14 protein-coding genes, 1 tRNA gene and 1 riboswitch are annotated in these 12,535 nt (G+C 58.0%); of the genes, 9 read left to right on the top strand and 6 right to left on the bottom strand.

Going from position 1 to position 12,535, the window contains the following annotated elements:
- The first annotated feature begins 232 nt into the window (after nt 1–232).
- From HMPREF0326_RS03135 to HMPREF0326_RS03125, 3 genes are read left to right on the top strand one after another with little or no spacing between them, the layout of a single operon-like run.
- Nucleotides 233–547, top strand: coding sequence for a DUF883 family protein (locus tag HMPREF0326_RS03135; RefSeq protein ID WP_008682825.1), 315 nt, complete (start codon nt 233–235; stop codon nt 545–547).
- Between the two features lie 8 nt (nt 548–555).
- Nucleotides 556–840 carry a hypothetical protein gene (locus tag HMPREF0326_RS03130; protein WP_008682822.1) on the top strand — a complete coding sequence of 95 codons (285 nt, stop codon included), beginning with the start codon at nt 556–558 and terminating at the stop codon, nt 838–840.
- On the top strand, nt 804–1,067 hold the full coding sequence (locus HMPREF0326_RS03125) for a hypothetical protein (RefSeq protein ID WP_009303304.1): 264 nt from the start codon (nt 804–806) through the stop codon (nt 1,065–1,067). The genes HMPREF0326_RS03130 and HMPREF0326_RS03125 overlap by 37 nt, the downstream gene beginning before the upstream one ends.
- A gap of 599 nt (nt 1,068–1,666) precedes the next feature.
- Here HMPREF0326_RS03125 and HMPREF0326_RS03120 read toward each other — a convergent pair.
- Nucleotides 1,667–1,742: transfer RNA gene (locus tag HMPREF0326_RS03120), tRNA-Ala, on the bottom strand.
- 133 nt (nt 1,743–1,875) lie between these two features.
- Entirely contained in the window at nt 1,876–3,069 is a 1,194-nt protein-coding gene (locus HMPREF0326_RS03115) for a pyridoxal phosphate-dependent aminotransferase (RefSeq protein ID WP_008682818.1), read from the bottom strand.
- A gap of 127 nt (nt 3,070–3,196) precedes the next feature.
- Here HMPREF0326_RS03115 and sfsA point away from each other — a divergent pair, with 127 nt between their 5' ends.
- Both sfsA and HMPREF0326_RS03105 read left to right on the top strand, forming a co-directional pair.
- Complete coding sequence (sfsA, locus tag HMPREF0326_RS03110) at nt 3,197–4,048, top strand: DNA/RNA nuclease SfsA (RefSeq protein ID WP_020990195.1); 852 nt, start codon at nt 3,197–3,199, stop codon at nt 4,046–4,048.
- A gap of 172 nt (nt 4,049–4,220) precedes the next feature.
- Nucleotides 4,221–5,501 (top strand): phenylacetate--CoA ligase family protein, encoded by a 1,281-nt coding sequence (locus HMPREF0326_RS03105; protein WP_008682816.1) that lies wholly within the window; start codon nt 4,221–4,223, stop codon nt 5,499–5,501.
- A 131-nt stretch (nt 5,502–5,632) separates the two neighbouring features.
- Here HMPREF0326_RS03105 and HMPREF0326_RS03100 read toward each other — a convergent pair whose 3' ends face one another.
- On the bottom strand, nt 5,633–6,544 hold the full coding sequence (locus HMPREF0326_RS03100) for a sirohydrochlorin cobaltochelatase (protein ID WP_008682815.1): 912 nt from the start codon (nt 6,542–6,544) through the stop codon (nt 5,633–5,635).
- 44 nt (nt 6,545–6,588) lie between these two features.
- Nucleotides 6,589–6,840, bottom strand: a riboswitch (cobalamin riboswitch).
- A 139-nt stretch (nt 6,841–6,979) separates the two neighbouring features.
- Between HMPREF0326_RS03100 and HMPREF0326_RS03095 the strand changes: the two genes are divergently transcribed.
- Together HMPREF0326_RS03095 and HMPREF0326_RS03090 are read left to right on the top strand one after the other, a co-directional pair.
- Nucleotides 6,980–7,570 (top strand): hypothetical protein, encoded by a 591-nt coding sequence (locus HMPREF0326_RS03095; protein WP_008682813.1) that lies wholly within the window; start codon nt 6,980–6,982, stop codon nt 7,568–7,570.
- A gap of 144 nt (nt 7,571–7,714) precedes the next feature.
- Entirely contained in the window at nt 7,715–9,424 is a 1,710-nt protein-coding gene (locus HMPREF0326_RS03090) for a 30S ribosomal protein S1 (RefSeq protein WP_008682811.1), read from the top strand.
- Nucleotides 9,425–9,514: 90 nt separating this feature from the next.
- Here HMPREF0326_RS03090 and HMPREF0326_RS15465 read toward each other — a convergent pair whose 3' ends face one another.
- The 3 genes from HMPREF0326_RS15465 to HMPREF0326_RS03080 all read right to left on the bottom strand — a co-directional run bounded on the left by HMPREF0326_RS15465 (nt 9,515) and on the right by HMPREF0326_RS03080 (nt 11,146).
- Nucleotides 9,515–9,892, bottom strand: a complete 378-nt coding sequence (locus HMPREF0326_RS15465) for a helix-turn-helix domain-containing protein (protein ID WP_051149921.1) — start codon at nt 9,890–9,892, stop codon at nt 9,515–9,517.
- 108 nt (nt 9,893–10,000) lie between these two features.
- Entirely contained in the window at nt 10,001–10,552 is a 552-nt protein-coding gene (locus tag HMPREF0326_RS15820) for a hypothetical protein (RefSeq protein WP_008682809.1), read from the bottom strand.
- Between the two features lie 60 nt (nt 10,553–10,612).
- Nucleotides 10,613–11,146 (bottom strand): helix-turn-helix domain-containing protein, encoded by a 534-nt coding sequence (locus HMPREF0326_RS03080; protein ID WP_020990193.1) that lies wholly within the window; start codon nt 11,144–11,146, stop codon nt 10,613–10,615.
- A gap of 127 nt (nt 11,147–11,273) precedes the next feature.
- Between HMPREF0326_RS03080 and HMPREF0326_RS17290 the strand changes: the two genes are divergently transcribed.
- A complete protein-coding gene (locus HMPREF0326_RS17290) occupies nt 11,274–11,690 on the top strand; it encodes a helix-turn-helix domain-containing protein (RefSeq protein ID WP_008682805.1) in 417 nt (138 codons plus the stop codon).
- A gap of 11 nt (nt 11,691–11,701) precedes the next feature.
- Nucleotides 11,702–11,959 carry a S24/S26 family peptidase gene (locus tag HMPREF0326_RS17285; protein ID WP_020990192.1) on the top strand — a complete coding sequence of 86 codons (258 nt, stop codon included), beginning with the start codon at nt 11,702–11,704 and terminating at the stop codon, nt 11,957–11,959.
- Nucleotides 11,960–12,535: the final 576 nt, after the last annotated feature.

Genomic DNA, 12,535 nt, shown 5'->3' with positions numbered 1-12,535 from the left:
GCTCTTGCTTCCGGCTGGATACAAAAAGCGGCCCATAACGTTCAGTCATGGGCCGCTTTTTGTATCTTCGCGCTGCCGGGTTGTAGAGAGGGCCCGGCGCTCGGAAGCGGGAAGCGTTTTCGCGGATTTGTCATCCCGGCGGTAATGGGGTACCAATGAACCATGGACAGATCAGCAATGCTCTGTTCCCTACATAAAATATAAGGGCGCTGCCCGAACAGGAGATACTATCATGGCTGAAAAAAATGAAGAAAGCATGGATACGTTGCGGAATGAACTGAACACCCTGCGCGATCAGATGGAAACGCTGGTGAAATCTCTCGGCGAAAAAGGCGGCGAGGCCTCCTCGGACATGGTCGCCAAGCTGGAAAGGGAACTGGAACACTACCGGAGAATGGCGGCCGATAAAGTGCACAAGGCTTACGAAGCCGGGAGCGCCGGCATTGAGCAGGTGGGCGAACAGGTGCGCCGGAATCCTGTGACAAGCCTGCTCGTGGCCTTTGGCGCGGGCTGCGCGCTTTCCTGGTTGTTCCGCCAGTACAGGTAAGAGCCCGCGTGAAGGGTCTGGCTGAACTCATCATCAGTTTCTTTGACCTGCTTGAGGCCGAAGGGCAGCTCCTGCGGCACAATGCTCTGCGCACATTGCGCACGGCAATGCTGCTGGGTTTGGGACTGCTCTTCGGCGCGGCGGCTTTGGCTTTTTTTGTGGCGGCGCTGTATAAGGCCCTCTCGATCGTGCTGCACCCGGCCTGGGTGTTGTGCATCATCGGGCTGGTCTGCGCGGGCATCGCCGGAGGCTTGTTATGGATGTCGCTCCCAAAGAAAAAACATACACAGTAGGCGAGGCCAAAGAGCGTTTACGCCGGGTTTCGGCCCGGTTTGATCCCTTTGCCGTTGTCAGGCGAAAGCCCCTGCACGCCACGGGCGCGGCCTTCCTGGCCGGGCTTGCCTGGGGGGCGTTGCGCCGTGGCGGCGCACCCGCGCCGGTGAGCCTGCTGCCCTTGGCCGCGCAGATCGTGAGCCTGGGGATGCGCTGGGGCCTGCGGCCAAAGGATGCGGCCAATTAATGTGTAAAACGTGGACAAATGAGAGCGAGCCGCCCCGGAAGAGGCGGCTCGCGACAATGGGTTTCTTGCCGTTTACCATGAAAAATTGACTCCTGGCAGCTCTCTCCCCATTTGGCTTAACAACTACGACGGTATGGGCTATCTACTCGGATCTTATGAATTTCGTATAAAAGAAAGCCTAGTGACCAGAGATGGGCAGTGTATAGCGGCAATTCTGAAATACAGGATAAAAGGCGATCCTAATAACAGCTACTTCGATACACAAGAAAATCTGGATATGTTTTTGGATTCATGCCCTGTGCTTTTTAAATTTTCTGAAAAAGATGTATATGATATTTGGAATGGACTTCCCCGACATGGGGGCTCATGCATTTTTCTTAGTGCGGACAAGAATCTGAAAGCCATTAACGTTAATGAGTTCAATATTGAAATTAAGCGTAATCTAAATCCGAATTCCAGTGTCAGACTGTGTGCGGATCCAACTGCGCGATATCCCCAACCTCTATATTAGCGCCGTTTGCCCTCATCTGTGGTGCCGTGCTCGATCTTAAAACACAAACCCCCGACCATCTGTGTGATGATCGGGGGTTTTCGAAATCTGGTGGAGCTGGACAGAATTGAACTGACGGCCTCTTGAATGCCATTCAAGCGCTCTCCCAACTGAGCTACAGCCCCACGGCAGAAGGCATACTGCCCAAAAGGGCGGCTTCTGTCAATATTTTTTATAAGTTTTTTTCAGGGCCGCGCGGGCCGTGGTTTTCCGTGGTCCGTAATCCGGCCATATCCGGCCGCATCTGGATTGTCCGGCTCAGCGCCGGGCCTCATGGGCCAGTTCGCCCAGCACCTCGCCCACGCGGGAAAGGGCGTCGGCCAGCACGTCGTCCGCCACCGCGTAGGAGAGGCGGATACAGTTGTCGTCGCCGAAGGCCGCGCCCGGCACCAGGGCCACATGGGCCTTGTCCAGCAGGTACGTGCAGAGCTCCGTGGAGTTGCGCACCTGGCCGCCGTAGCACTGGTGCACGTCCACAAAGAGGTAGAAGGCCCCGTCCGGCTTGGGACAGACAGCCCACGGCCAAGCCTTGATGATGTCCAGGGCCAGATCGCGCCGCCGCAGGAAGGCCGCGCGCATTTCGCCCACACACTCCACCGGGCCTTCCAGGGCGGCAAGGGCGGCCTTCTGGGACACGGAACAGATGCTGGAGGTGCTGTGCCCCTGCATGGAGGAGATTTTTTTGATCAGGTCCGGGTGCGCGGCCAGAAAGCCCACGCGCCAGCCGGTCATGGCATAGCTCTTGGACAGGCCGTTGAGCACGGCCACCAGTTCGGGGCAATGCTCGAACCAGGTGATGGCGCTGGTCATCTTTGCCGGGGGAAAGACCAGTTGGTCGTAAATTTCATCCGACAGTACAAAGATGTTCCGCGCCAGGGCCCAACGCATGATCTGCATGAACTCGCGGTCGGAATAGACCGCGCCCGTGGGATTGCTGGGCGAGTTGAGGATCAGCAGCCTGGTCTTGTCCGTGGTCTTTTCCTCAAGCATGAGGGGCGTGACCTTGAAATTGCGTTCCGGCCCGGCATGCACGGTCACGGGCACGCCGCCCGCCAGTTCCACCATGTCGGGATAGCTCAGCCAGTAGGGCGCGGGAATCAGCACCTCGTCGCCGGGGTTGATGGTGGCCTGCATGAAATTGTAGAGGCAGTGCTTGCCGCCCGCGCCGATGATGATGGATTCCATGGGCACGGGCGTGCCGTAGTTCCGTTCAAAGTAGCGGCCCGCGGCCTTGCGCAGATCGGGAATGCCGGGCACGGCGGTGTAGCGGCAGAAATTGGCGTCAATGGCGGCCTTGGCCGCGTCGCAGATATGCCTGGGCGTGGGGAAATCCGGTTCGCCCACGGCCAGGCTGGTCACGTCCACGCCCTGCGCCTTGAGCTCCAGGGCCCGGCTGTTGACACTGAGGGTCAGAGAAGGTTTGATGCTGCGCAAGCGTTCGGAAATCTGCATGGAGGGCTCCTTAGAAGAGCGGCATGGCATTGAAAATGTCGCCCTTCTGACGTTTGGCGCGCGGACGCGGCGAAAAAGAACGAAAAATCTGCCGCGAATTTTTTAGCAGGTTCAAAGCGGGGTGTAAATGCGGGACAGGGATGAACAGGGATTGCCGTCCGGGCCGGGCGGCTGTCCGGCCGGTGAAGGTTCCGGCAATGCGGATGCGGTGCCGCTGCTGCCCTTCGCGCCGGATTGCGTGATCGGGAAGTTCGTGCAACGGCAAAAGCGTTTCAGTGTGGAGTTGTGCCTGGACGGCGCTCCGGTCTGGGTGCACAGCAACAACTCGGGCAGCATGTTGGGCCTGACCCGGCCCGGCGCGCTGGTGCTGGCCTCTCCGGCGGCCAATCCGGCCCGCAAGCTCAAATATACCCAGGAAGGCGTCTGGCTGGCGGAAAGCGCCGTACCCGGGCCGCCTCTCTCGTCGTCAAACCCGCCCGGCCCGGTTCCCGGCGGGCGTGGATTCTGGGTGGGGGTGAACACCAGCGTGCCCAACCGTATGCTGGAGGCGGCCTTTCTCGCCGGGCGGCTGGCTTTTGCCGAGGGCTACGCCGAGCTGACCCGTGAGGCCAAGCGCGGTCAGAGCCGCCTGGACGGCCTGTTCAGCGGGCCGGGCCTGCCGCCGCTCTGGGTGGAATGCAAAAACGTGACCATGGTGGAGGACGACGCGGCCTGCTTTCCGGACGCGGCCAGCGAGCGCGGGCAGAAGCATCTGCGCGAACTCATGGACATTGTGGCCCACGGCGAGCGGGCGGCCATGTTTTATCTGGTGCAACGGCCTGACGGGCACTGTTTCGCACCGGCGGACTTTATTGATCCGGCCTACGCCGGGCTCTTTTATGAGGCGGCCGCGCGTGGGGTCGAGATCTATCCCTACCGGGCCGTGGTCAGTCCGCGCGGTGTGGATCTGGGCGGCTTGCTGCCCGTGCGCCTTTATTGACTTTCCGCGCGCGGGGAGTCTAGAAACGGGGCGGAACAACGAAATCGGAACAACAGGAAGCGGACACAAACAGCCGTTCCCGCCCGCACGGCCCGCGTATGGCCCTGGCACGGGCAGAGAACGGCGGGACAGACCGGCCAGACAAACAGAGGGGGCTCCTTCCATGCCCGACATGACCCATCGTTTCATTCCCCGGCTCACGGACGAGCAGATCCGGCAGATCCAGTTGGACGGCCTGCGCTACACCCTGCGCCAGGCGCGCAACTCCCCGCAGTACCGGGCGCGGCTGGATGCTTGCGGCGCGCGTGCCGAGGATATCCGCAGCCTGGATGATCTGCGCCAGCTGCCCACGGTGGATGTGGAGGATCTGCGCGAGGGCTACCCCCTGCCCCTGCTCTGCGTGCCGGAAAAGGACGTGGTGCGCATCCATGCCTCCAGCGGCACCACGGGCAAGCGCAAAATTCTGGCCTACAGCCGCCGCGACATCGAGACGTTCAGCACCCAGATGGCCCGCTGCTACGAGTTGGCCGGGCTTACGCCCGAGGACCGCATGCAGGTGGCTGTGGGTTACGGCCTGTGGACCGCCGGGGCGGGCTTTCAGCTGGGCAGCGAGCTTTTCGGCATGCTGACCATTCCGGTGGGGCCGGGCAATCTGGAAATGCATCTGCAACTGCTCAGGGACGTGGGCGCCAGTTGTTTCGGGGCCACGGCCTCCATGGCCCTGCTGCTGGCCGAGGAAGTGGAGCGCGCGGGCATCCGCGATCAGATCCGGCTGCGCAAGATGATCTGCGGGGCCGAGACGCGCAGCGAGAAAATGCGCCTGGCCATCGAGAGCAAGCTGGGCCTGGAAGGCAGCTATGACATCGCGGGCATGACCGAAATGTACGGTCCGGGCACGGCCATGGACTGCGACGCCCATGAGGGCCTGCATTACTGGGCGGATTTGTTCATCATTGAAGTGCTGGACCCGGACACCCTGCAGCCCGTGCCCGAGGGCGAAGTGGGCGAGATGGTGGTCACCAGCCTGCGCAAGGAGGCCGTGCCCCTGTTGCGCTACCGCACCCACGACCTGACCCGCCTGCTGCCGGGCCGCTGCTCCTGCGGCCTGAACATGCCCCGGCACGACCGCATTCTGGGCCGCTCCGACGACATGGTCATCTACAGGGGCGTGAACATCTATCCCGGCCAGATCATGGAAGTCATCGGCCAGTTCCCGGAACTGGGCGGCGAATACCAGATGGAGCTGACCAGGGACGAGCGCTCCCTGGACCATCTGGCCCTGATTGTGGAGCGCGCCCAGGATCAGCCGTCCGGCAATGACGCTGCCCTGGCCCAGGCTCTGGAGCGGCGGCTGCACAAGGCCATTCTGGCGCGCATGGAAGTGCGGGTGGCGGATTACGCCGGCCTGCCGCGTACGTTCAGCAAGTCCAAGCGGGTGATCGACAAGCGCTGATCCCGCTCCGTGCGTTGTGCCCCTTTCAGGACGATAGGGCGGACTTAGCGTAAACCCGGCACGAAAACGCCGCCCGTCTCCACGGAGTGTGGAAACGGACGGCGTTTTTGCTGCGGTGGATAAATCCGGCTTTACTGCTTCTTGGGTTCCTTGGTCAGGTCGTCCACATTTTGCTTGGCATGGTCCACAAAGAGATCACGCACGCCGGGCACTTCGCCCAGGCCCTTGAGGTTGGCCTCCACCTTGAAACCGGCGGCCTTGAGCTTGGAAGCCCAGGAATCCTCCTCGTCCCCGGCCAGGTCGTTGCGGGCGTGGTCCCCGGCCACCACCATCAGGGGCTGCAGCCAGACTTTCTTGATCTTGTGGGCCTTGAGCTCGGCCAGCAGGTCGTCAATGCCGCGCGCGCCTTCCACCGTGGCCATGAAGACCAGGGGGTCACTTTCCTTGAACGTGGCCCGCGTGCCTTCAAAAACCAGGTCCGCCCGGCCGTGGGCCTGTCCGTGGCCCATGAGCACCACAGCCTCGCCCTTCCGGCGTTTGTCGCCCATATCAGCAAGCACGGCCTTGGCCACGCTTAAGGCATCCTTGTGCGACTCCAGCAGGGGGCGGCCCAGGTACACGGCCTCAAAACGGCCCGGGTGCTTCTGGATATCCAGCAGCACGGCCCGCTCAAGCTCCGTAAATTCCTCGCCGGGCATCACATGCAGGGACTGCACGCGCACCACTTTCACCCCCGCCTTGGCCAGCGCGGCCAGGCCGTCGCTGATGCCGCCCACGGGCTTGCTCTGCTTGGCAAGTTTTTTGCGGATGATCTGCGAGGTGTAGGACCAGACCACGGGCGTGTCCGGAAACGCGGCCTTGAAGGACGCGTCCACGGCCTTGAACGAGGGCAGGGCTTCGGGCACGCTGGTGCCGAAAGCCACCAGCAGCACCCCTTCCTTGGGGGCTTTCTGATCCGCCGCTTGGACGGACGCGGCCAGCAGGGCCAGCAGAAGCAGGAAAAGCGGCAGGACGCGCGGGAACACGCGCAACGTACGAGACATGGCAACCTCCTCAATCGTGCGTTGAAAGGTGGATACGGCGGCGGCGCAAAGTGCCCCGGCCAGCGGGTGTTCGGACTTGAGGGATGTGGAGGCCCGCGTTTTTGATCATAATCAGGACAACGGCCCCGCGCCTCGGCTTCGCCTTCACCTGTGACGGCTGGCTGTCGCGCCCCGCCGGGATGTTTCCGGCAAGGCGAAGAAGCTCTGTACCCTCTTACCGCAGCGCGACTGTTTCCGATTTGCACGGAATTCCCCGCTACAGCGGGCAGAGGACAACAGGGGGGCGCAAAAGTCAAGACAAGTGTCGAAGCTGAAAAATGAGATAGCCGCCGTGACTCAGCGAAAAAGCACATTTTTTGCGATCAGGCCTAGGAGCTGTTTCCAGGCGCGCGCCGGGCCTTGGCCCGGCGCGCGTTTCAAGCTATACTTCCGAATATGGATACCTCCCTTGAGATGGATATTTGTTACGGCACCGGCAAGCGGCCTGAAACCCCCGCCGGGCTCAGCGCCGAAGTTTCGGCTGCGGCCGCAGCTCTGCTGCGCCGGGGCGTGCTGCTGCCCGCGCGAGGCGGGGATGCCGTGAGCCTGGGGCGTTTTCTGACCTTGGGGTTGGGGCTGGAAGAAGCATATGTGGAAAGCCGCATCCAGACCATTTTGCGTAACGGTCTGGCTGTGGATGATTTTGCCGTGCCCCTGGCCTCCGGCGACCGGCTGGCCCTTTCGGCGGCCATGCCCGGTGTGGCCGGGGCAGCCCTGCGCCGGGGCGGCCGGTACGCGGCCATGCGCGCCGCTATTACCCAGCGCCGGGAGGACGCGCCTCCCGCGCCCATAGCTCAACTTGAGGAACCGGTCTGGATCGAGCTGCGTTGCTTCAACAGCATTGCCGAGGAGTTGGCCGGGCATCTGCTGTGCCGGGGCCTGGCCGCCCGGCCCGCCGACGCGGGACAAGTCCTGCTTCCGCTGGCGGCCACGCCGCCAGCCGGTCTGGCGCTGCCTGAGCCGGGCCTGCTCTGGCTCGCGGCCTGACAAACCCGACCCTGCTTCGCATTTTTCCGTCTCTCTCCTTGGCTGTAAAACCTTGCGCCGGACAATTTCTCTTGTGCTTTTCCTTTGCCTCTGATAATTTTTCCCACTCTCTCAGCGAGGGGAAATTATTTGGAGGCATGGCAGATGGCAGACAAGGAAACCGGGCACGACGAAATTAATTTCGAAAGCGCCCTCGAAAACTATCTCAATCCCGATTTCGGCGACCTTGAAGAAGGCTCCATTACCAAAGGCGAGATCGTCCGTGTGGATGACGACAATGTGCTGGTGGACGTGAATTTCAAGTCCGAGGGGCAGATCCCCGCGGCTGAATTCCGTGACGCCGCGGGCAACATGGCCGTCAGCGTGGGCGACAGGGTGGACGTTTATGTGGTGCGCAAGAACGAAATGGACGGCACCATCACCCTTTCCTTTGAAAAGGCCAAACGCATGCAGGTCTTCGATCAGCTCGAGGACGTGCAGGAAAATAACAGGGTCATCAAGGGCCATATCGTGCGTCGCATCAAGGGCGGCTACACGGTGGACATCGGCGGGGTGGAGGCGTTTTTGCCCGGTTCGCATGTGGATCTGCGTCCCGTGCCGGATATGGACGCTCTGGTCAACCAGGAATTTGAATTCCGCGTGCTCAAGATCAACCGCCGCCGCAGCAACGTCATTGTTTCCCGCCGCGTGCTGCTGGAAGAGGAGCGCGATTCCAAGCGTCAGGATCTGCTGCGCACCCTGGAGGAAGGCCAGATCGTCCAGGGCAAGGCCAAGAACATCACCGAGTACGGCGTGTTTGTGGACCTGGGCGGCCTGGACGGCCTGCTGCACATCACGGACATGAGCTGGAAGCGCATCCGCCATCCCAAGGAAATGATCACCATGGGCCAGGAGCTGACCCTCAAGGTGCTTTCCTTCGACCGTGAGAACAACAAGGTTTCCTTGGGCCTCAAGCAGCTCGTGCCCGATCCCTGGCAGGATATCTCCGCCCGCTTCCCCGAAGGCGCCAAGTGCACCGGCAAGGTCACCAATCTGGTGGACTACGGCGCGTTTGTGGAGCTGGAGCCCGGCGTGGAAGGCCTGGTGCACATCTCCGAAATGTCCTGGACGCGCAAGCTGCGTCATCCCTCCCAGATGGTCCACACCGGCGACGAAGTGGAAGTGGTCATCTTGGGCGTGGACGGCGAAAAGAAGCGCATCAGCCTGGGTATGAAGCAGGTCCGTCCCAATCCCTGGGAACTGGTGGCCGAGAGATATCCTGAAGGCACCGTCCTTGAGGGCGTCATCAAGAACATTACCGAATTCGGCATGTTCATCGGCATTGAGGACGGCATCGACGGCCTTATCCACGTGTCCGACATTTCCTGGACCAAGAAGGTGCGCCATCCCAATGAGCTGTACAAGGTGGGCGACACCGTACAGGCCAAGGTGCTCACCGTGGACCAGGAGAACGAGAAGTTCACCCTGGGCGTCAAGCAGCTGGTGGACGATCCTTGGGGCCATGTGCCGGATACCTATCCCGTGGGCTGCACCATCAAGGGCGTGGTGACCAACATCACCGACTTCGGCCTCTTTGTGGAAGTTGAAGAGGGCATCGAAGGCTTGGTGCATGTCTCCGAACTGTCCGGCAAGAAGGTCAAGACCCCGGCGGAAATCTACAAGGAAGGCCAGGAAATCCAGGCCAAGGTCATCCATGTCAGCGCCGAGGAGCGCCGTCTGGGCCTCTCCATCAAGCAGATCAAGGATGAGGAGGAGCGCCGCAAGCCCAAGGAATTCCATTCCGGCCCGCAGGAAGCCGGGCAGAGCCTGGGCGACCTGCTCAAGCAGAAGTTTGAGGAAAGCGAAAACAGCTAGACCGGCTGTTTCGACGATACAGAAAAAGGGCGTCCGCGAGGGCGCCCTTTTTCTGTATCAGACCTGAATGTGCGGGAGTGGGGAAGGGAGTCAACGGGGCGTCCAAGAAGACTCGCCTGCTTGCTTTTTATGGGAAACAATTAGTGCGCTCCATTTTTGAGAATGCACTAAAATTGAGCAATAATATATCGTCTTCTTTTTAATGAAGGTTCCTAATTCTATGGCCAAAAGAGAGGGCTCAGTCCCTTGCTCTGAACTTGCTTGCATCTCCGAAGATTCACAGTAGAGATCTTTTGTTTGAACTCCAAGGGCCTGCGCAATGGAAATCAATGTATCCAGGCTGCACTCTCTGATTCTTTCACTTTTAGTGCGTGCGACTGTATCGGCGGAAATGCGAGCCCTCGCCGCAAGGGTCTGGTTGGTCAACCCTTTGGCCGCCATGAGTCGTTTTACGTTGCTGCTGATCATGAACTACTCCGTTTTTCATGATTAGCTGACGTTCAGAGAGTTTTGGTAAATATTTTTAATTGTCACTCTATGTATATAATTTGATAATTATATTTCTATATAAAATATTTATTTATAGTGTGTTGCGTTTATTGCTTGCAATTTTTTGCTGAAAAGATCAAAAAATATTCCAATCTCAATACCGGTAGCAGCAATAAGCTTTGCTGCATTAATAACACCTGGAATTTGTATGCCTTTTTCTACTCTTTGCAGACTTCTATGGTCGTATTTTGCTATAGAAGAAACGCAATTCTGCGATAAATTTGTTGCAGCTCTGCATTCAGATAAAAGTATTCCAAAAATTTTAGTTTCATCTGATGGGAGTAGAGCTGAATTCAATTTTTTTTTAAATTCATTTTGAGATAAGACGGGGAGCTTTGAAGATTCAATAGATTGAAATAAATGGGGGGATAGAGAAGTAAAGAAAGATTGTATGTCGGCATTTGCGGCAAGAAGCATTTTTACGGCAATAATAACATTAGGTTCCTGATTTCCGGCTTCTACTTGATTCACATTGCTCAGATGTGTTCCCGCCCTGACGGAAATCTCCCACTGTGACAGCGTAGTTTGAGAACGAACCGCCTGAAACAGGCTGCCGAATATGCATAATTCCTTGCCCATGTCATAGCAAATGCCTCAAAGCCCGGAATCATACTAGATGGTTGAAAACATACTTGATATTTACCCAATGGGAGACAAAAAAAATCCTAACCACTCAAAGAACTGCCCCGGCGGCATTTCGATTGCGGTAACTAACTTCACCGCAGTCGTCACCATCGGTTCTTGCTCTCCTTTCTCAACGCGTTGCAAGCTCCTTAAATCGTAATCAATGTTGTTTGCTGTCGTTTTCTGAGACAGTCCCTTTTGGGTTCGACAATATCGCAGTAAGTCTCCATATCCGGTAATTTCAAAGAATTCAGAAGAATAAGAAGCATTGCCTTCTTCCAGTCCTTCCATAAAAGAATTTGTTTGCTCAGGATGGGGATACAAATTCATTCTTCCAGCTAATTCGGAAAAAAAAGAACTCAAATCCCCGCCACATGCGCCGACAAGCCGCATCGCGCCAAGAATGCGCGGCTCCTGATGGCCTGCTTCGATTTGGTGAACACTGCTGAGATGAATTCCGGCCTTAACTGAAACATTCCATTGAGAAAGCCCGCTGTTTCCCCGAACTTCCCGAAATAACTGGCCAAAAATACATACTTTTTTACCCATTAGAAATTATTGCCAGAAAATACTGGATCAAGCTAGACGGTCTAAATCATACTTTGAATTAACCCAGAAATATTATATTTTCTGAAACAAGGGCGATCATGCGAATTCTATTGGCGGGGAGTATGAAATGGATCATATCTATAAAGAAACGATAGAGCGGATTAAGGCCGTAACCCATACCCGCACGCAAACCGCGTTGGCTGAAATTCTTGAGATCAAGCAATCGAGCATTTCCGACGCCAAAAGACGGCAATCCGTGCCGGGGGCCTGGTATATGACGCTCTTTGAAAAGCTGGGCGTGAACCCCGACTGGCTGAAAAGCGGCATCGGCCCGGTGTATCTGCGCACCGAGGCCGGGTACATCCCCGGCGACGGTGATGGAACGCCTATGAACCCCGGCTTGTTGGGCTCGCCTTTGTCGCAGCCTGCGCTTGTCACCATGTACGCCATGCGCGGCGACGACACGGGAAACGGGGCAGCCGTGGCCACGCTCCGGCCGACAGGCAGCATCCTCTTGCCCAGGGCATACGCGAGAGAGGCATAGTCGTTCTGGCAGTGGACAACGACGCGGCCGCGCCCACAGTGCGCCGGGGAGCGTATGTCGGCATTGACACGCGCGCCGACTGCCCCGCGAGCGGCGAACTGTTCGCCATCACGCTTCCCCACGGGGAGATCGTCCTGCGCCGCCTGCTCTGGGAGGAGGATTATTTCCGCTTATGTGCCGAGAACCCCGCGTATCCGGATCGCAGGATACGCTTAGCCCGGACGGAATGGATTCTCGGGCGATTGGCCTGGGTCATGCAGGAAATATAAACGGGGTGCGCGCAATAACCGCCGCCATGAGGGCAGAGGCCACTCCGTTTTTTGGGTGGGCGGCAAGGCGGGAGCCGGGGGGAGAAGGCAGGACAAGTCGGCAATGAAACAAAAAACGCCGCGTCGCCGGTCTTTCGTTCCGGCAACGTGGCGCTATTCTGTGCTGCATGGCAGGGGAGGGATTTGAACCCCCGGATGCCTCACGGCATCAACGGTTTTCAAGTGTGATTTTTGGAGCATAAATTTCAAGTGGTTAAGATAATTAATTCAATAATATCATATAGATAAATGCTCTCAAATTTGTATGAATATCTGCTCATTTTCAGGTTGAGTGGAGCAAATTTGGAGCAATTTTTTTCTTAATCCGCCCGTTTTCATCCTCGCTTATCCCACCTCCCCGCCTTTTCTTACCATTGTGCCAAGCTCAGTAAGAAGTCAGGGTATTTTGCAAATTTTCTGGGCAGCCACCAAGTGCCTTTCTCGCGTATTGCACTTGGAAATGCAAGCAAACGCTCGCAAATCTTGAATGCCAGAGGTGTGCAATGGAACAAAGACTTTACACAATCCATGATATGG

The sequence above is a fragment of the Desulfovibrio sp. 3_1_syn3 genome (assembly GCF_000145315.2).
GTDB lineage: Bacteria > Desulfobacterota > Desulfovibrionia > Desulfovibrionales > Desulfovibrionaceae > Desulfovibrio > Desulfovibrio fairfieldensis.
Note: the sequence above shows the minus strand (reverse complement) of the source record. Positions and strands in the feature narration are given on the sequence as shown.

Excerpts from the sequence above, each read along its gene's own strand:
- HMPREF0326_RS03135 (WP_008682825.1), top strand. The coding sequence starts at position 233 with ATGGCTGAAAAAAATGAAGAAAGCATGGATACGTTGCGGAATGAACTG.
- HMPREF0326_RS03125 (WP_009303304.1), top strand. The coding sequence starts at position 804 with ATGGATGTCGCTCCCAAAGAAAAAACATACACAGTAGGCGAGGCCAAA.
- HMPREF0326_RS03115 (WP_008682818.1), bottom strand. The coding sequence starts at position 3,069 with ATGCAGATTTCCGAACGCTTGCGCAGCATCAAACCTTCTCTGACCCTC.
- sfsA (WP_020990195.1), top strand. The coding sequence starts at position 3,197 with ATGCGGGACAGGGATGAACAGGGATTGCCGTCCGGGCCGGGCGGCTGT.
- HMPREF0326_RS03105 (WP_008682816.1), top strand. The coding sequence starts at position 4,221 with ATGACCCATCGTTTCATTCCCCGGCTCACGGACGAGCAGATCCGGCAG.
- HMPREF0326_RS03100 (WP_008682815.1), bottom strand. The coding sequence starts at position 6,544 with ATGTCTCGTACGTTGCGCGTGTTCCCGCGCGTCCTGCCGCTTTTCCTG.
- HMPREF0326_RS03095 (WP_008682813.1), top strand. The coding sequence starts at position 6,980 with ATGGATACCTCCCTTGAGATGGATATTTGTTACGGCACCGGCAAGCGG.
- HMPREF0326_RS03090 (WP_008682811.1), top strand. The coding sequence starts at position 7,715 with ATGGCAGACAAGGAAACCGGGCACGACGAAATTAATTTCGAAAGCGCC.
- HMPREF0326_RS15465 (WP_051149921.1), bottom strand. The coding sequence starts at position 9,892 with ATGATCAGCAGCAACGTAAAACGACTCATGGCGGCCAAAGGGTTGACC.
- HMPREF0326_RS15820 (WP_008682809.1), bottom strand. The coding sequence starts at position 10,552 with ATGGGCAAGGAATTATGCATATTCGGCAGCCTGTTTCAGGCGGTTCGT.
- HMPREF0326_RS03080 (WP_020990193.1), bottom strand. The coding sequence starts at position 11,146 with ATGGGTAAAAAAGTATGTATTTTTGGCCAGTTATTTCGGGAAGTTCGG.
- HMPREF0326_RS17290 (WP_008682805.1), top strand. The coding sequence starts at position 11,274 with ATGGATCATATCTATAAAGAAACGATAGAGCGGATTAAGGCCGTAACC.